This is a genomic window from Bacilliculturomica massiliensis, from assembly GCF_900605495.1.
Classification (GTDB): Bacteria; Bacillota; Clostridia; order Peptostreptococcales; family Anaerovoracaceae; genus Bacilliculturomica; species Bacilliculturomica massiliensis.
Genome location: NZ_LR027603.1, coordinates 1,713,304 through 1,731,304, shown reverse-complemented (window position 1 = coordinate 1,731,304; position 18,001 = coordinate 1,713,304). Strand labels below are relative to the sequence as shown.

Genomic DNA, 18,001 nt, shown 5'->3' with positions numbered 1-18,001 from the left:
TGCTGACGGCCCCGGAGGGGCTGATCAGGGCGGCTGTGGACAGCGCAGAGGGAAGACCGGCGACGGCGACAGACGGCGGCAAATGAAAGAGCCGTGTGCAGACGCACACGGCTCTTTTTTCATACGTTTTATTTGAACAGTACGATCTGCGATGATGCAGTCAGGCGGTTTTTATACCAGACCCTGAGCCATCATAGCTTCCGCGACCTTCAGGAATCCAGCGATGTTCGCGCCGGCAACCAGGTTGTAACCGAAGCCGTACTCCTCGGCAGCAGCAGCAGCGCTGTCGTGGATGGTGTTCATGATAGTCTCCAGCTGAGCGTAAACTTCCTCTTTCTGCATCGGCATCTTGCGGGCGTTCTGGCTCATCTCGATGGCGGAGCAGGCTACGCCGCCGGCGTTGGCAGCCTTGGACGGTCCAACGGTGACGCCGTTGTCCATGAGGTATGTAAGAGCCTCGTTCGTGGTCGGCATGTTCGCGCCTTCGCACAGGAACTTGCAGCCGTTGGCGACCATGGCTTTGGCATCGTCGATGCGGATCTCATTCTGAGTCGCGCAGGGGATGTACAGGTCGGCCTTGACGCCCCAGGGCTTTTCGCCGGGGAAGAACTTGGCGTTCGGGAATTTTTCGGCGTAGGGAGCGCAGATGTTCTTGCCGCTTCCTCTCAGCTCAAGCAGATAGTCCACTTTTTCGCCGGATACGCCGTCCTCGTCCAGAATGTAGCCGTCCGGACCGGAGATGGTGATCACCTTGGCGCCCAGATCGTTGAGCTTCCAGGCGGTTCCCCAGGTTACATTTCCGAAACCGGAGATGGCGACCTTCTTGCCCTTGATGTCCTCGCCGCAGGCTTTCAGCATGTTTCTCGCAAAGAATACGATACCGAAACCGGTAGCCTCGGTTCTGCCGTTCAGACCGCCGTAGGACAGGCCTTTTCCGGTCAGTACGCCTTCGAATCTGTTGACCAGTCTCTTGTACTGCCCATACAGATAACCGATCTCTCTTGCGCCAACGCCGATGTCGCCGGCCGGAACGTCGGTCTCAGGTCCGATGTGTCTATATAATTCAGTCATGAACGACTGGCAGAATCTCATGACCTCAGCGTCGGATTTGCCGTTGGGATCAAAGTCAGAACCGCCTTTGCCGCCGCCGATAGACAGGCCGGTCAGGGAGTTCTTGAAGATCTGCTCGAAGCCCAGGAACTTGATGATTCCGGGATATACGTTGGAAGCAAATCTCAGACCGCCTTTGTAGGGTCCAAGGGCGCTGTTGAACTGATATCTGTAGCCTCTGTTTACCTGAACTTTACCGTTGTCATCAACCCAGGTCACGCGGAAGCTGATGCCTCTTTCCGGTTCGATCAGTCTTTCGATCAGGCCGGCTTCAACATACTCAGGGTGCTTCTCAAGAACCGGTTCCAGCGAAGTCAATACTTCTTCAATCGTCTGATGGAACTCAGGTTCACCCGGATTTCTTTTTTTCGCAATCTCAATGTACTGCTCAACGATCTTGCCCATTTCAATCTCCTCTTTTCCATAAAAAACGGTATGCACGCACCATATAACATACATACTCTCAATAGGTTTAAGACAACTTAAATGTAGCACACTGAAAAATCATAGTCAATACTTGGGGATGTAAAATATATTTTAAGGAGATATTTTTGAAATGTCGAAATATTTGCGGTAAACATTTGTTTGATTTTGTAATTTTGAAGGGGGATCGAAAATATGATGTATTTTCTGAATAAAATGAGCAATCTAAACGGGATGGATAAGGAGGAGCTTCTATGAAAAAAAGTGATGAAATTACGAATCCGGGCGGGTTGGATCTGCTCAGGCTGATCGGCGTGGTAGTGGGAGCGACCATCGCCAGCGGCGTCTTCACCATGTCCGGCGATCTGGCTGCCCGCGGCGCCGGCACCGGAGCGGTGCTCATCGGCTGGATCGTGTGCGGCGTGGGCATGCTGGCGCTGGCGCTGTGTTTTTACGGTCTTTCCGTGCGCAAGCCTGAACTGAAGGGCGGTATCTACAGTTACGCCAAGGAGGGATTCGGTCCCTTTGTGGGTTTTAATTCTGCCTGGGGATACTGGCTCAGCGAGCTGCTGGCCAACGTATCCTTTCTCACGCTGCTCTTTGCGTCGCTGGGACACTTCTTCCCGGTGTTCGGCCACGGAAACAATCTGGCCTCCGTCGTAGGATGCTCTGTCATCTGGTGGATCTGCGTCTGGTTTATCATGCGGGGCGTCTCGGAGGCGGCCGCCGTCAATCTGGTGGTGACGGTGGCCAAGCTGATCCCGGTGTTCACCGTTATTCTTGCGGTGGTATTTCTGCGCGCCTTTCACTGGAGAATCTTCGTGGACAACTTCTGGGGCGAGCCCGGCGGCCTGCCGCTGGGACAGCAGATCAAGGCTACCACCTTCACCACCGTCTGGGCGTTTACCGGGATCGAAGGAGCGGTGGCGATCTCCGGCCGGGCAAAACGCGCCAGGGACGTGGGCCGTGCCACCATCATTTCCTTTCTCTGCGTGCTGGCCGTCTACGTGATGATCTCCATGCTTTCCATGGGCGTGATGAGCCGTCAGGAGCTGGCGGCCCTGGGCAATCCGCCTCTGGCGGGCGTTATGGAGCGGGTGGTGGGCGGCTGGGGCGCCGCGCTGGTCAACGTGGGCGTGGCCATCTCGCTTTTGGGCGCTACGCTGGGGCATACGATCATGGCGGTGGAGACGCCCTTCGAGGCGGCGAAGAACGGCGCCTTTTCCCGGTTCTTTTCCGTGGAGAATAAGAAAGGGGCGCCGTCCAACACCCTGCTTCTGACCAGCGTGATCATCCAGGGGTTTCTGATCCTTCTCTACTTCAATGAATCCAGCTATCAGGTGTTTTACGTCATCTCATCCAGCATGATCATGGTGCCGTATCTGCTGAGCGCGCTGTATTACCTGAAGATCGTCATGCGGGGGGAGGGACTGAGCAACATCGAGGGCGGCCGTTCGCCGGGAGCGTGGCTGGCGGCGCTGCTTGGAACGATCTACGGACTGTGGATGCTCTATGCAGGCGGACTGGTCAATCTGCTCATCACCGCGCTGCTCTACGCACCTGGAATTCTCGTGTATATGAAAGGAAGACGGGAACAGGGGCAGCCGTATTTTGGAAGCCGGACCGACCGCTTTTTTCTGGCGGCGGTGGCGGTCCTGTTCGTCATATCCGCCGCCCTTCTGGCCAAAGGGGTCATTCGGCCGTTCTGATCCGCGGATTTATGGGAATCTCCTCTCGACTTTTGGAAAAAACCTGTGTATAATCGAGAAGTATGACACGGCGAGACGGAAGGCGCCGCTTTACGCCGGGTGCGAAAAAAGGAGAAAGACATGATTACAAGCAAGCAGAGAAGCTATCTGAAGTCTCTGGCCCATGAGCTGAACCCCACCGTTTACATTGGAAAAGCAGGTCTGACGGACAATATCCTGAAGGAGATGGAGAACGGATTTGAGACAAGAGAACTGGTGAAGGTGAAGATCCAGGAGGGATGCGACGCAGACCCAAAGGAGATGGCCAACGGGGTGGCGGAAAAGCTGAACGCGGAGTTCGTGCAGGCCATCGGCCGCCGTTTTACGCTTTACAGACAGGCTAAGAATAAGGAAAACAGAAAGATCGAGCTGCCCCGATAGGACCGGAGCGGCAGGAGGCTTTGCCCGGAGGGGCAGGGTCTCTTTTTTCATGAGGAAGACGGAGATCCCCCTCAGGCGTAACCAAATCTTAATATTCTGCCCGGGGAAGAATGGACCCGTAAGGGTTGCAAAAAAGTCCCCGGTTGAGTATAATTTTATAGTTAATGATGACTCTATATATGGAAGCGAGAGAGGAAGTGAAAGCAGATGGAACCTGTTCCCAGTCACAGTAGAACAGAATCGAAAATAAGAATGTCCCGGCTTTCACAGAGGATCGAATCCATATGCGCAGACCCCGCCCTTTCCGTGAGGAGCGCGGAACGCAGCCGTGAGAAGAAAACGGCAGTGAGCGTCTGATTCTTTTGTTGGTTGGGACGAACCGAAAGGAGGCTATTCCAATGGAGAATGAAAGAATGCAGACGCTGATCGAGTCTGTTCTGGCGCTGCTGGAAGAAAAGAAGTACGCCAAGGCCAGAGAAGCGCTTCTGGAAAACGGAAACGAGGCGGATATCGCCGAGGTTTTGGAAGAGGTCATCGACGAGCTGGATCTGGACCGCGCCATCGTGCTGTTCCGGACCCTGCCCAAGAGCATCTCAGCGGAGGTATTTTCCTACCTGCCGTCCGACGATCAGGTAGCGATCATAAACGGCATTACGGACCGGGAGATCCGGCACATTATCGACGAGCTGTCCTTCGACGACATGATCGACGTGCTGGAGGAGCTGCCGGCCAATATCGTGGACAAGATCCTGTCCCGTTCGACGAAGGAAGAAAGAAAGATCATCAACACGTTCCTGAACTACCCGGAAGGGTGCGCGGGAAGCCTGATGACTATCGACTATATAGAGCTGTCCAAGGAGATGACCATCGCGGAGGCGATGGCGCATATCAAGGAAGTGGGGATGGACAGCGAGACCGTGTACACGTGCTATGTGAAGGACAAGGGCCGCAAGCTTCAGGGTATCGTTTCCCTGCGGACGCTGGTGGTCTCTCCCGACGGGGACACGGTGGAACAGTACATGCACGAGGATATGGTATACGTCAACGTTCTGGACGATCAGGAGGACGTATCCAATACATTTAAAAAATACGGCTTTCTTGCCATGCCCGTTGTGGACAATGAGAAACGGCTGGTGGGCATCATCACCGTGGACGATATACTGGACGTCATCGAGGAAGAGAACACCGAGGACTTTGAGAGAATGGCCGGCGTTCTGGACGACAGCGACAGCGAATACCTGGACATGAGCGTGTGGCGCCATGTAAAAAACAGGCTGCCCTGGCTGTTCGTCCTCATGCTTTCCTATGTGGTGACAGGCGGCATCATCGCCAGCTTTGAGGCGGTCTTGTCCAAAGTCATCTCGCTGGTGGCCTACATGCCGATGCTGATGGGAACAGGCGGAAACTCCGGTTCTCAGTCGGCCACACTGGTCATTCGAGGCATGGCCATGGAGGAGATCGATCTGGCCGACGTGGGGCGGGTGCTCTGGAAAGAGCTGCGCATCGGCATCATTATCGGCGCGGTGCTCTCCGTGCTGAATTTTGCAAGGATATGCTGGTTTGACGGGGAGGGGCCCCTGGTGGCCCTGGCCGTAAGCTCGGCCATGGTCGTCATCGTCATCGCGGCAAAGACCATCGGCAGCATGCTGCCCATGGCGGCTAAGAAGGTAGGCATCGACCCGGCTCTCATGGCCAGCCCCATGATCTCGTCGCTGACGGATATGGTATCCGTGGTGACCTACTTTGCCATGGCTACCGCCATACTGGGTATTTAGAAGGCTGCCGCCTGTTACGGTACCGCCGGATCGCAGATGGATCCGGCCCCGTGCGGAGAGCGGCCTTTCCGTTTACATAAGGATAGATCACATAAGGGCAGATCCCATAAGAACAGATGCGGACGAACAGATCGCACAGGGGATGAACCATGGGCGCCGAAAGCGGGCTGGAAGATCCGCGGCGGAAGCGGGCTGAGACGGACGGCGCCGGCGTAGCCGGGAAAGATGAAAAAGATGGACAAACCATGTTTAATTACCGGGGAACTGGTCAACACTTTTCTACAGAAGCGGGAAAGACAACTACATAAGGGAAACTGCGGTACGGTATTTGAACTGGCGGGAAGCCACGGCATGGCGGGAGCCGCCGTACTCTGCGGAAGAGGGGCGCTGCGCTCCGGAGCGGGACTGCTTCGGATCTGTATTCCCGAGCCGCTGTTTCCGGTCATACACGGGAGCCTTCCGGAAGCTACCTGTGTCCCCCGTTTTAAGGACGCGGAGGGTCTGGACCTGACCAGGTGCCAGGCAGCCGCAATCGGTCCTGGACTTGGAGCTGAGAAAGAAAATGTCGGTATGATAAAGAGAATACTGAGACAACTGGACGGAACTGCGGTCCTCGACGCGGACGCGCTGAATCTTCTGGCCGGGGACAAAACGCTGATCGAAGGCCGCCGGGCGGAGCTGATCATCACGCCCCATCCGGGGGAAGCGGGAAGGCTTTTGGGCTGCGGCGCAGCGGAGATCAACGGCGACAGGACGGGCTGCGCGCGGCGTCTGGCGGAACAATACGGAGCTGTGACGGTGCTGAAGGGAGCAGGCACCATAGTGGCAACACCGGGTGGTGAAACATATATTAACACTACAGGAAACCCCGGAATGGCCACTGGCGGCAGCGGGGATGTTCTGACGGGGATCATATCTTCCCTGGCGGGACAAGGACTTGCACCGTTGGCCGCCGCTCTTGCCGGAGTCTATATCCACGGATCAGCCGGGGATATAGGCGCGGAAAAGCTGGGCGAATACGGCCTGATGGCCTCGGATATCGCGCAGTTTACGGGAATTGCCATCGCGCGGATCGCCGGAGCGTAAAAGGGCTTCGACGGCTGAAAAACGCGGCGTCAGCAGCTTCGTACAGGGGGCAGGGCCTCAGGATGGAGGAATGTGGCATTTGACACCGGACGACTGAATATATATAATAACGGATATACAAATAGTATATAGACGTGTGTATATTGATCAAGTCGCAGAAGGATTGAGGTGAAACAATATGTCAAACTCCAAGAAGATCATCCTGAGCCTGCCGGAAGAACTGCTGGACCGGGTGGATGACTGTTTAAAGGCTGAAAATAAGAATCGCAGCGAATGGGTCCGCGAAGCCATCGTCCATTATCTTGCGGAAGGGGAAAAGACCCGGATACGGGTACAGATGGAACAGGGCTATCGGGAGATGGGCATGTTGAATCTGAAACTTTCCGAAGAAGGACTGGCGGAGGACGAAGAGGATCTCGCTGTGTATGAAAATATATTATTGGAGAGTGAATGACTTGATAGTGAAAAAAGGAGACATCTACTTCGCCGATCTGAGTCCGGTAATCGGCTCGGAGCAGGGCGGTGTGCGGCCTGTGCTGGTCGTACAGAACGATGTTGGAAATAAATACAGCCCCACGGTGATCGTGGCGGCTGTCACCTCTCAGATAAATAAGGCGAAGCTGCCTACCCACGTGGAGATCACGGCGAAGGGACACGGGCTGAGCAAGGATTCGGTAGTGCTTCTTGAACAGCTTCGAACCATCGATAAGCGCCGTCTGAAAGAGAAGATCGGCCGCGTGGACGACGAAATTATGGAGCGGACCAACGAGGCCCTGAGCATCAGCCTGGGGATCATAGATTTTTAAAATTTCCAGGTCCCGGAGGACCGGAGACAGCAGAGGGGGCCCCCCGGGGCCTCCCTGCGCATACAGACAGGGAGCGTGAGGAAGAGCGGCACGGGCCGCGTCCCCAATCTTTCGCAGAAACCAAGCAAGGAGAGAAACATGAAACAAAACAAAATCGTATTCATCATTTCCTTAGTCATCCTGCTGCTGGCAGGCTCCATTGCCGTTGCTGCCGCTGCGGGAAGCCCGGGATCCGAGGACGATCCGGTGGTGACAAAGAGCTATGTGGATCAGAGGATCGCGGAGCTGAAAGGCTCCAATAGCTCCGGGGGCGCCGTCACGGGAAGCGCGGCTGTGTTCCAGCTGGTAGAAGTGGAGGCAGGCAGAAAGATCATCGGCGGAGCCGGCACGGAGATGATCCTGCGGGGCGGAGAGGCCACGGCCGTGGACAACGGTGTGGACGGAATCTCTGATCTGACGGCTGGCGTGGACCTGAAAGGCGGGACGACCGTGACGAGAAATCATCACCTGCTGGTCCCTATGGCGGACGGAAGAGGGATACAGACTAAACTGAAAGCCTGGGTGATGATCAAGGGAGAGTACTCCATTGAGTAGACTGCCCCAGGCCGGCGGAAAAACTGGAAATGAAGAAAAGAACTCAGCAGACAGCGAAGGGCCCGGCCGGGACCGGCGTTTTGTCTGTTTTTGGAAGAATAAGAACTGAGATCAAAGCACAGAGGAAGAGGGGGCAAAGGGGAAACAATGAAGTCAAACCGTTTCAGACGCGTGATCGCGTCAATCGTCGCAGCGGCGGTAGCCGCCGGACCCTTGGGGGCAGTCGGCGCCTGGGCCGGATCACTGGGAAACCAGATCATTGAAAGAAACATACAGACCACATGGGAGACACAGCTGACCAACGGCGTGTTTTACAGTACGGCGCTCAGCGATAAGATCACGGAAAACTACGTGTCCTATACACCGGGAGGCAGAGTCAAGCCGGTGGTGGCATACGGAAACGACATATATGGAGCCGCCGGATTCAAGACGGTGATCTCCTACGCGGAAGCCGCGGGCCAGCACGTGGTGGCGGGCATCAACGCGGATTACTTTACCATGTCAAACGGCGTGGCGGACAGTCTGGTGATCCAGGACGGGGTCATCAAGACTTCCGAGAGCAGCAAAAACACCTGCATCGCGTTTATGGAGGACGGATCGGCCATGATCGGACGGTCCAATCTGAATATCAAGGCGGAGGCGCAGTGCTTCGCCTACGGTCTGAGCAGCATCCACATGAATAAAGTGGTGACAGCCTCTTCGGGGGTGGTGCTCTACACGGATGCGTTCAACGATACCAATAAGGCCACGATCCCCACGATCAACGCGGTCATTACCATCACAGAGGGCGAGCCGCGGATCAACCAGACCATGAAAGGGGTGGTGGATTCCATCACGGAAGCCACCGGCGCAACGGCCCTTGCGGAGGGAAAAGTAGTGCTGTCCGTGGCGGCCAACAGTCCTTACGCCACCACGCTGGCTCAGTTCAAGGAGCTTCAGGCGGGGGACGAGATCACCTTTACCTTTAACGCGGACGAGGCCTGGAACGATGTGGCTTACGCGGTGGGCGCCGGCGAAAAGCTGGTGACCAGAGGCGTCAACGTGGCGCCGGGCACCGGGGGCAGACAGCCCCGGACAGCCTTTGGCATCAAGTCGGACGGTACTGTGATCCTCTACACGGTGGACGGAAGACAGACGGGGCACAGCGCGGGAGCAACCTTTCAGGAGGAAGCGGGCCGCATGATCGAACTGGGCTGCACGGAAGCCGTCAATCTGGACGGAGGGGGCTCTACGGCGCTGCTGGCTCTCTATCCGGGAGACAGCGATGTGAATACCATCAACAAACCATCCGGGGGTTCCCTGCGCAGCTGCGGAAACTATATTCTGCTGGTCAGCGAAGGCGGCTCCACAGGATCGCTGGGCGGACTGCATCTCTATCCCTTCAGCCAGTATCTGCTGGCGGGGGCCAGACAGCAGTACACCGTGAAGGCGACAGATACCAATTATTACCCCGCGTCGGTGCCGGGATCTCTGAGCTACGACAGCGATTCGCTGGGTGAGATAGACGACGACGGACTCTACACGGCAGGCCACACGGCCGGCGTGGGCAAGGTGGAGGTCAGCGGCGGAGGCGCGTACGGTTCCGTGGAAGTGCGGATCGTCACCGATCCCGACAGCATCGCCATCACCAACGGTACCACAGGCGAGAAGATCACGGAGGCTGTTTCGGTGCCGGTGGGAACTACTTTCCAGTTCTCTGGTTCCGCGGTGAAGAACAACGTGGATCTGGTGGCCCAGGGACAGTGCTTTAACTGGAGTGTTTCCGGGGACATCGGAACGGTGGATGAGAACGGACTCTTCACGCCGGGCACCATGTCAAGAGGTTCCGGGACCATCACGGCCAGCGTGGGCGGCAAGACTGCCAGCGTGACGGTGAACGTGGTGAGTCAGGGCGAGAGAGTCGAAGACTTTGAAGGCGATACGCTGACGGTTTCCACCGGGGAGCTGTCCGGCGTCAACGCTTCCATAGAGAAGGATCTGGCTTTGGTGCACAACGGTGAAAAGAGTCTGAAACTGGCTTATGACGGAGGGAATACAGGTTCTTCCAAGCTGACTGTGCCGGCTACCATGAGCTTCAGCAAGACGCCGTCCATGATGAACTTCTGGCTGTACGGCGACAATTCCGGAAACAGCGTGAGTCTGGAAGCCACTACCGACACAGGCGCCGCGGAGACGGAAGAGATCGCGCTGGACTTCAGCGGCTGGAAACAGGTAACGGTGACGCTTCCCGAGGGAGCCGACGGCGTGAGCGGGATCCACATCAATCTGAAGGGCGGCAAGAGCGCCGGAACCATCTACATCGACCAGATGATGGCGGGTTACGGATACTTCATCGACAATCAGGCGCCTTCCGTCACAGCGTCCGTTACGGGGCAGACGCTGAGCGCTACCGTTTCCGACGATATCGATACAAAGCTGGACAGAGAAAACATTGAAGTGACCTGCGACGGCAAGGCGGTCTCCTTCACTTACGACGCGTCCACGAAGAAACTGACGGCCACGCTGCCCGTAACAGACGGAAAAACGCACCGCGCGGCGGTAAAGGCTACCGACGCCAGCGGAAACGTCAAACGGGTGGGCGTAACAGTGGCGGCAACCAGCCAGTCCGAGCCCTTCAGCGACATGGGCGACCACTGGGCGGAGGAGGCCACGGTCTACCTGTACAATCAGAACATTATCAGCGGACGGGTCCAGCCCGACGGCACGACGAAATACTTCCCCAGCCTGAATATGACCAGAGCGGAGTTTTCATCCGTCATGGTCCAGTGGCTGAAGCTGGATACCGCGCAGTATGCGGACACGGAGCTGCCTTTTGCCGATAAGGCGTCGATCCCTGACTGGGCGCTGCCCGCCGTGAAGGCGGTGTACGCCACCGGCCTGATGAGCGGCAGAGGTTCCGCGGACGGATCTCTCAGTTTCAGTCCTACCGGCCCCATTACGCGGCAGGAGGTCATGACCGTGATCGGTCACACTCAGGAACGGGGCTATGCGGAGGCCGATCTGGCCGCCCAGTTCGCCGACAGCGCTTCGGTGTCTGCCTGGGCGCTGCCCTATGTGAAGACGCTGGTGGCTCAGGGCGTGGTGTCCGGCTATGACGGCAGGATCTGGCCCGGCCAGTACGTGACCAGAGCGCAGGTAGCCAGCATCATATTCGGACTGAACTAGTAAACGGGTCAGTACACTGGAATCGCGAAGGACGAACGAGGCGGAGAAGGAGCCAAACCTATGAAAATCATGCTTTTTGCGGCCGGCGGCGATATCGGCGGCGGAAAAACACATATTCTCTCACTGGCGAAAGAACTCTCTGCGGACAATGAGCTGCTGCTGCTCAGCTTCCGCAAGGGAGTTCTGGCCAACGAGGCCAGAGAGATGGGACTGAATACGGTGGATATGGACAACAGCTGGAGTCCTGTAAAGGATTTCCGGGTGGCGCTGGCCGAGGTGGACCGGTTCCGCCCGGACATCATCCACTGTCACGGCGCCAAGGCCAACATGATGGGCGTGCTGGTGAAAATGCTGCGTCATATTCCCGTCATGACCACGGTGCATTCCGATCCCAAGCTGGACTATATGGGAATGCCGCTGAAGCAGTATACCTATGGTGTCATCAACGCCATGGCGCTGCGCAGGATGGATTATTATATGGCTGTGGCGGACCGTATGCAGCAGAATCTCATCGAGCGGGGGTTTGATCCCAACCGTATTTTTACCATTTACAATGGGCTGGATTTTTCCAGAGCCAAAGAGGAAGCAAAGGCAATCAATACCGATGGCGATATCGTCATCGGTATTGCTGCGCGTCTGACTCCCATCAAGGACATCGGAACTGTCATCCGCGCTTTTGCCATCGCTTATCAGAAGAATCCGCGCCTGCGTCTTTCCATTGCGGGGACCGGCGAGGACGAGCAGGAGCTGAGAGCGCTGGCCAGGGAGCTTTCCGTGGAAGAGCGGGTGACCTTCGAGGGCTGGATCAGCGATATCCAGGCTTATTTTTCCCGTGTGGACATCAACGTGCTGGCCTCCCTGTCGGAGACCTTTCCGTATTCGCTGCTGGAGGGGGCTTACGAGCACTGTCCGGCGGTGGCCAGCAGAGTGGGCGGCATTCCCTCGCTGATCAAACACGGCGAGAGCGGTTTTCTCTTTGAACCCGGCGATGTGGAGACCTTTGCGGACTACATATACCGCCTTTCCGTGGACGAGGAGCTGCGGCGGACGCTGGCTGAAAATCTTTTCCGCAAGGCGAAGACGGAGTTTTCTCTGCAGCGCATGAAGGAGGACCAGCAGAAGGTCTACGAGACCATCATGCGCAGAAAGGCGCAGAAGGGGAGAAACGGCGCGGTGATCTGCGGAGCTTACGGCCGGGGAAACGCCGGCGACGAGGCTATTCTGAAGGCTATACTCCTTCAGCTGCGGGCCATCGACAGCGACATGCCTTTTTGGATCATGTCCAGAAATAAGGAAGAGACGAAGGTGGCCAACAAGGCCAATTCCTTCTATATATTTAACGTCTTCGCTTTCATCCGCAGCCTGCGGAAGGCGAAGATCTTCGTGAACGGCGGAGGCAGCCTGATCCAGGACGTCACCTCCTCCCGATCCCTTTATTTTTATCTGTTTACTCTGGTGGCGGCCAGGATGTGCGGATGCCGGGTCGTCATGTACGGCTGCGGCATCGGCCCCATCCGTCTGCGGCGGAACAGAAGACTGGCCGGCAAGGTGCTGAACCGCACGGCGGAGATCATTACGCTGAGAGACAGCGTTTCGCTGGAACTGCTTTCTGAGATCGGAGTGGACAAGCCTGAGATCATTCTGGCGGCGGACCCCACCGTAAATATCGGAAAGTCGTCGCCGCTGGTCATCGAGGAGGCCTTCCGCTCGGAGGGTATCCCCATGGATGTGAAGAAGATCGGTTTTTGCCTGAGAAACTGGCCGGAGTTCCGTCATCCCGAATACGTGGCGAGAGCGGCGGACTACGCGTACCGGAAATACGGGCTGACGCCGGTATTTCTCCCCATCGAGATCCCGAAGGATATCGCCACGGGGGCGCGGGTCTCAGGACTGCTGTCTGCGGACACGCCCTACTACTGCTGTCAGAAAAAGCACCCGGTGGAGGATCTCATCGGCATGCTGTCCTCCATGGAAGCGGTGGTGGGCATGCGGCTCCACGCCCTGATCTTTTCCACGGCAGGAGGAAGCCCTGTGGTAGGCGTCTCCTATGATGTGAAGGTGGACAGCTTCATCAAGGATATCGGCTCCACGGCCTGCATACCGCTGGCCGAGCTTGAGAGCGAGAGACAGCTGTGCGATCAGATCGATCAGGTGCTGGAGCTGGGCAGAAGCCGGGCGGAGGAGATCTCCGCCAGACTGCAGAGTATGGAGCGCAGAAACGGCGAAGCGGCAAAACGCCTGCTGACTCAGGCCAGAGGGTAGAGAGACTGCTGCCAGGGCAGGGCAACGGCATCCGAAGAGCATACATGTATAAATGTCAGTCAATGATAGGAGGTCTCCTGTGAGACAGATCGTCTGTATATCAACATCGAATTATTTCCCTATTCCCACGCGGAAGCAGAATGTAATGAATCGGCTATCCGACGCGGAAATACTGTATATCGACCCTCCCGTGAGCTGGATCGCGCCGATCAAGGATAAGAAGACCAGGTCCAGACTTACCGCCTGGAAGGGATCGGGAGAGAAGGTCCGGGACAATGTGACCGTCTATGCACCGCCGCCGGTCCTGCCTTTTTTCAACAGATATCGGGGGATCAACCGACGCAACCAGAAACGTCTGGCCAGATTTCTGAATGAAAAGATAAGAGAGCACGGGTTCGACCGTCCCATCCTCTGGTGTTATTCCCCCACTTCCTGCGATCTGGTGGACCTGATCCCCAACAGCGGCGTGGTCTACGACTGTGTGGACAGGCATTCCGCTTATCAGGGGCAGATCGATCCGGCGGTGGTGGACAAGATGGAGGAAGATCTGGCGCGCAGAAGCGATCAGGTGTTCTGCACGGCCCAGGGACTCTACGACACGCTGTCCGGTTACAACGACAGTACGGTGATGATCCCCAACGGGGCGGCCTATGAGATCTTTTCCAAAGCGGCGGAACCGGCGGAGACGGGATCTGCAGCGCCGTCAGAGGCGGAACGCCGCCCGGTATTCGGCTTTGTGGGCATGCTTCAGGAATGTATCGATTACGATTGTATCTGCGCCGTGGCCGACGCCTGGCCGGAAGGCGAGGTGGTCATGATCGGCCGCAGTCTGCCGGGGGTAGATCTGAGTCCTCTGGAAGCAAGAAAAAATATTCGTCTGCAGGGACTGGTACCTCAGACAGAGCTGCCGGACTATATCCGCAGTTTCGATGTCTGTCTCAACGTCTTCCGGGAGGGACGTCTGTCCAGAGATGTGAGCCCTCTGAAATTCTACGAGTATCTGGCTACCGGAAAGCCCATCGTCAGCACCGGGGAGCCGCTTCAGGTCCAGGACTTTGCCGATGTGGTGTACATTGCCCATAACAAAGAGGACTTTGTAGAGGCCTGCCGTCAGGCGCTGGCGGAAGGCGACCAGTCAGGGCCGGCCGCGGACCCTCCGGAAAGGGAGGCAGAGGGTCTGGAAACGGCTAAGGACTGTTCAGAAACGGCAACAGACCGTCCAGCGTCTGAAATTCAGTGGGAAAGCGCTGCGTCCCGCTGCGGCCAGACGAAAAAGGAAAAGCGCATGTTCCTGGGGCGGGCCTGCTCCTGGGATGAGCGGGTGAAGCAGATGGAGGAGATCCTGAAGAAAAAGGGACTGTTTTAACAGTGGCCGGATCGCGCAAAATACCAGCGGAGATGGTTTTTCGGCTGGATCAGATAAAAAATAAAACTGCAATGATATGGAGGAGAAGATGAGAATTGTAAACGAAAAGGGGAAGTTGTTCGGAATCATCAACGTAGTGGATCTGCTGATCCTGCTGGCGGTCATCGTGGCGGTGGGAGCCGTGGCCACGCAGGTATTCGGAAATAAAGTTCAGGAAGCGATCTCGCCTCAGGTGGACTGTATCGCGGAGGTGACGATCATCGGAACGCCGCCGCGGATCGTGCGGGAAGTCGAGCGTCAAAATCTGGTGGGCGCAAGGCTGGTCTCCGGGAATGAATACATGAACGCCACTGTGGAGGACGTGATCATCGAAGAGTATGTGGTCCAGGCTGTGACGGCGGACGGAACCATTGTGGACGCCCACGACCCCAGCAAGAAGGATGTGACCTTCAAGATCAAGACGCAGGTCTCCCGTGACACGCCCAGCCCCAAGATCGGCAGTCAGGAGCTGCGGGCAGGCAAGACCTTTATCGTAAAAACACAGACCTTTGAGTGCAGCGGAACGATCCGTTACGTACAAATCGGAGAGTAGATCATGACAAATTTGATTCAGAACAGCGCGGTTTTCCGCTGGCTGGCCTCGATCTGCGTGTCCATTTACAGGTCCTGGGATACGAGTCTGCTTGGCCGGGCAGCCGGGCGGCTTTCCGCGTATTATGAAATATCGGCGTCGCGTCGGATATGGGAACGGTTCTGCGGTGTGGAAAACCCCGCGGAGACTTCCGTCTACAGCCGGGTGTGCGGCAGATTCCGGGGCGTTCTGGAATGGCTGGGAGATTGTCTGGAAAAAAGCGTGTTTTATCGGGTGGTCGCCTGGTTACGGGATCTTTACCTGAGAGTAACGAAGGGAAGCGTGGTCTTCGGGCTGATCAACCGTCTGAGCCTGCATCAGTGGGTGTTGGTGGCCTTTGCGCTGTACCTGCCCATCGGATACGTGCTGCGCAATGTTATTCAGATCGCCATTCTGGCCGCGGCCTGGGAGGAACTGTTTATTTTGGCTGCTGTGGCGTTTATCCTCTGGAGGGTAGCGCTGAAGCAGACAGACACCATCCGGCGGGGAACGCCCGTAGGCGCGTACATTCTGCTGTTTATGGCCGTGGGTCTGCTGCTCATGAGCCTGGTCCGTCCCTGGCCCGCCGTAGCCTTTGCAGGCTATCGGGCTCAGGTGGAATACATGATCTGGTTTTTCCTGATCCTGCATCTCATTGAAGACAAAAAAGACCTGAAGGTGGTCTACTGCACCTTCGCGGCCATGGTTGCGGTACTCTGTCTCCACGGCATCTATCAGTATATCATCGCGGTGCCCATTCCCGCCGGCTGGGTCAGCCATACGGAGGCAGGCGTGCGGACCAGAGTTTTCTCACTGACGGGGAGCCCCAATATCTTCGGCTCGCTGATCATCATGGGAGCGCCTCTGGTGGCGGCGCTGGTGTATTACTGCAAGAGACCTCTCGTGAAGTTCTTTTTCCTGTGTGTGACAGGTATGATGTGTCTCTGCCTGCTGTTCACCTTCTCCAAAGCCGCTTGGGGCGGCATGGTGGTGGCGGTGATCCTCTTCTCGCTGTTTGTGGACAAGAGGCTGCTGGGCGTAATGGGCGCGGCCATCGCGGCGATACTGGTAGCGGTGCCGTCTATCACCAGCCGGCTGACCTTTCTGTTTACCGCGGATTACGCGGAGGCCTCCGCCGTGGGCGGACGTTCTCTGCGCTGGGAGACAGGCTGGCAGCTGCTCCACGAGAATTCTCCCTGGCTGGGCTTCGGTCTGGGGCGGTTTGGCGGCGCGGTTGCCATGAACAACAAGCTGCTGGATGAGACAGACACCTTCGAGTATTTTTACATGGATAACTATTATCTCAAAACCATGGTGGAGATGGGCTACATCGGCGTGATCTTTTTTATCCTCCTGCTCGTGGGTCTGATCGTGTGGGGGATCCGGGCGCTGTACCAGAGCGGCCTGGACTTCGTACCTGACCGGGGCAGGGATCCGCTGATGCGCAATGCGGGAAACGACAGGATGCTGGCAGTCGGCATCTTCTCCGGACTCTGCGGCGTGCTGGTGCACTGTTACTTTGAGAACATCTTCGAGGAGCCCTACATGATGGCTTATTTCTGGGGACTGGCGGCTATGCTCATGTACCTGGGATTTTTCAAGGACAGGCGAGGGCGGCGGCTCCAAGGGACGGATCCGGCGCCGCAGTGACGGAAAGACAGGGACCGGCAGCGTTTGGACGCACTCCGCCGGTCAGAGACCTGATCTCCCTCTGTGAAACAGGCAGGCGCCTGCAGACATACCGTTCATACGGTGCGCATACTGCGCAGACCGCTCATACCGCGCAGACAGACAGTTGGACGTTCCTGCCAAGCGGGCGGTCAAAATAGTAAATTACCGTTGCCGGCTGGAATGATATGATACCTGATACCTCTTAAGTAGATAAGGCAAATGACCAAAAGCTGCTTAGGAGGTATTTTCATATCCAAATCTCCGCATACACCAGACTTCAGAGCAAGGGTATCGCAGGAATATCTTGCGGGGCGGGTCCATACAAACATTTGTTGGAGGGGCTGCTGTCTGTGGGGGCGTTGTCTGTTAGGCTGCGGCCTGTGGGATGTTGTCTGTGGGCTGTTGTCTGTGGGGGGCGTTAGGCTGCTGCCTGTAGGGGTGTCGGCGAGTCGGCTGAGGGATAAAGGGGATCTGGAATAGGTGAAAACAGCAAAAAAAATCGAAAATCATGTAAATATCAGTGATGATGGGTCAATATCAGCTGCGAAATAGGTGAGATCTTGAAAAAATATGAAATATCACCTATTTCACAGCTCTGTTTCGGTGAGACAGGGAAAAAAATCTAGTTTTCACCTACGCCGCCAGATAGTCTGCCCACGATCAGGTACTGACAGCCGCCCAGAGGGATCAGTGATCCGTTGGGACCGGCAGCCCGCGGGGAAATCTGCAGCCCGCCGGGAAAGGAAGGGAAAAAGGACGATGATCATCCCCGCAGTTGATCCTGCTCTCCCAGGGGGACGGCTGCCAGGGTTCATGCCCCATACAACGCATACAAAAAGAAGAAGAGGGGAAAAACTGTTGCTGTCAGCAATGGTTTTTCCCCTCTTTTATATACGCGTTCCAAATGTTGCCTGTTGGCCGGCCGCCGTTGTGCTGCGGGTTCCGCCGGTTCCTCAGCTTCCGCCCGTCCGCCAGCTTCCGCCCGTCCGCCAGCCTGCGCCGGT

General features: G+C 56.7%; 13 protein-coding genes. 12 read left to right on the top strand and 1 reads right to left on the bottom strand.

Features of this window, described 5'->3' with window-relative positions; translation table 11 throughout:
* Positions 1 to 171: 171 nt before the first annotated feature.
* The gene (gdhA, locus tag E0E37_RS17065) at positions 172 to 1,515 is read right to left on the bottom strand and encodes an NADP-specific glutamate dehydrogenase (protein ID WP_130864179.1); all 1,344 of its coding nucleotides are present in this window, start codon (positions 1,513 to 1,515) and stop codon (positions 172 to 174) included.
* A gap of 272 nt (positions 1,516 to 1,787) precedes the next feature.
* Between gdhA and E0E37_RS17060 the strand changes: the two genes are divergently transcribed.
* The 12 genes from E0E37_RS17060 to E0E37_RS17005 all read left to right on the top strand — a co-directional run bounded on the left by E0E37_RS17060 (position 1,788) and on the right by E0E37_RS17005 (position 16,976).
* The gene (locus E0E37_RS17060; RefSeq protein WP_130864178.1) at positions 1,788 to 3,242 is read left to right on the top strand and encodes a basic amino acid/polyamine antiporter; all 1,455 of its coding nucleotides are present in this window, start codon (positions 1,788 to 1,790) and stop codon (positions 3,240 to 3,242) included.
* A gap of 120 nt (positions 3,243 to 3,362) precedes the next feature.
* A complete protein-coding gene (yhbY, locus tag E0E37_RS17055; RefSeq protein WP_130864177.1) occupies positions 3,363 to 3,662 on the top strand; it encodes a ribosome assembly RNA-binding protein YhbY in 300 nt (99 codons plus the stop codon).
* A gap of 398 nt (positions 3,663 to 4,060) precedes the next feature.
* Positions 4,061 to 5,437, top strand: coding sequence for a magnesium transporter (gene mgtE, locus E0E37_RS17050; RefSeq protein ID WP_246019771.1), 1,377 nt, complete (start codon positions 4,061 to 4,063; stop codon positions 5,435 to 5,437).
* A gap of 234 nt (positions 5,438 to 5,671) precedes the next feature.
* A complete protein-coding gene (locus E0E37_RS17045) occupies positions 5,672 to 6,523 on the top strand; it encodes an NAD(P)H-hydrate dehydratase (RefSeq protein ID WP_165445427.1) in 852 nt (283 codons plus the stop codon).
* A 178-nt stretch (positions 6,524 to 6,701) separates the two neighbouring features.
* Entirely contained in the window at positions 6,702 to 6,977 is a 276-nt protein-coding gene (locus E0E37_RS17040; protein ID WP_130864175.1) for a CopG family ribbon-helix-helix protein, read from the top strand.
* The gene (locus tag E0E37_RS17035; protein ID WP_456298052.1) at positions 6,949 to 7,329 is read left to right on the top strand and encodes a type II toxin-antitoxin system PemK/MazF family toxin; all 381 of its coding nucleotides are present in this window, start codon (positions 6,949 to 6,951) and stop codon (positions 7,327 to 7,329) included. The genes E0E37_RS17040 and E0E37_RS17035 overlap by 29 nt, the downstream gene beginning before the upstream one ends.
* A 138-nt stretch (positions 7,330 to 7,467) precedes the next feature.
* Positions 7,468 to 7,923 (top strand): hypothetical protein, encoded by a 456-nt coding sequence (locus E0E37_RS17030; RefSeq protein ID WP_130864173.1) that lies wholly within the window; start codon positions 7,468 to 7,470, stop codon positions 7,921 to 7,923.
* 147 nt (positions 7,924 to 8,070) lie between these two features.
* Complete coding sequence (locus E0E37_RS17025) at positions 8,071 to 11,088, top strand: phosphodiester glycosidase family protein (RefSeq protein WP_130864172.1); 3,018 nt, start codon at positions 8,071 to 8,073, stop codon at positions 11,086 to 11,088.
* 60 nt (positions 11,089 to 11,148) lie between these two features.
* Positions 11,149 to 13,350 carry a polysaccharide pyruvyl transferase CsaB gene (csaB, locus tag E0E37_RS17020; RefSeq protein WP_130864171.1) on the top strand — a complete coding sequence of 734 codons (2,202 nt, stop codon included), beginning with the start codon at positions 11,149 to 11,151 and terminating at the stop codon, positions 13,348 to 13,350.
* 79 nt (positions 13,351 to 13,429) lie between these two features.
* Positions 13,430 to 14,716 (top strand): glycosyltransferase, encoded by a 1,287-nt coding sequence (locus E0E37_RS17015; RefSeq protein ID WP_165445426.1) that lies wholly within the window; start codon positions 13,430 to 13,432, stop codon positions 14,714 to 14,716.
* A gap of 88 nt (positions 14,717 to 14,804) precedes the next feature.
* Positions 14,805 to 15,308 (top strand): DUF4330 domain-containing protein, encoded by a 504-nt coding sequence (locus E0E37_RS17010; RefSeq protein ID WP_165445425.1) that lies wholly within the window; start codon positions 14,805 to 14,807, stop codon positions 15,306 to 15,308.
* Between the two features lie 3 nt (positions 15,309 to 15,311).
* The gene (locus tag E0E37_RS17005; RefSeq protein WP_130864168.1) at positions 15,312 to 16,976 is read left to right on the top strand and encodes an O-antigen ligase family protein; all 1,665 of its coding nucleotides are present in this window, start codon (positions 15,312 to 15,314) and stop codon (positions 16,974 to 16,976) included.
* Positions 16,977 to 18,001 lie beyond the last annotated feature (1,025 nt).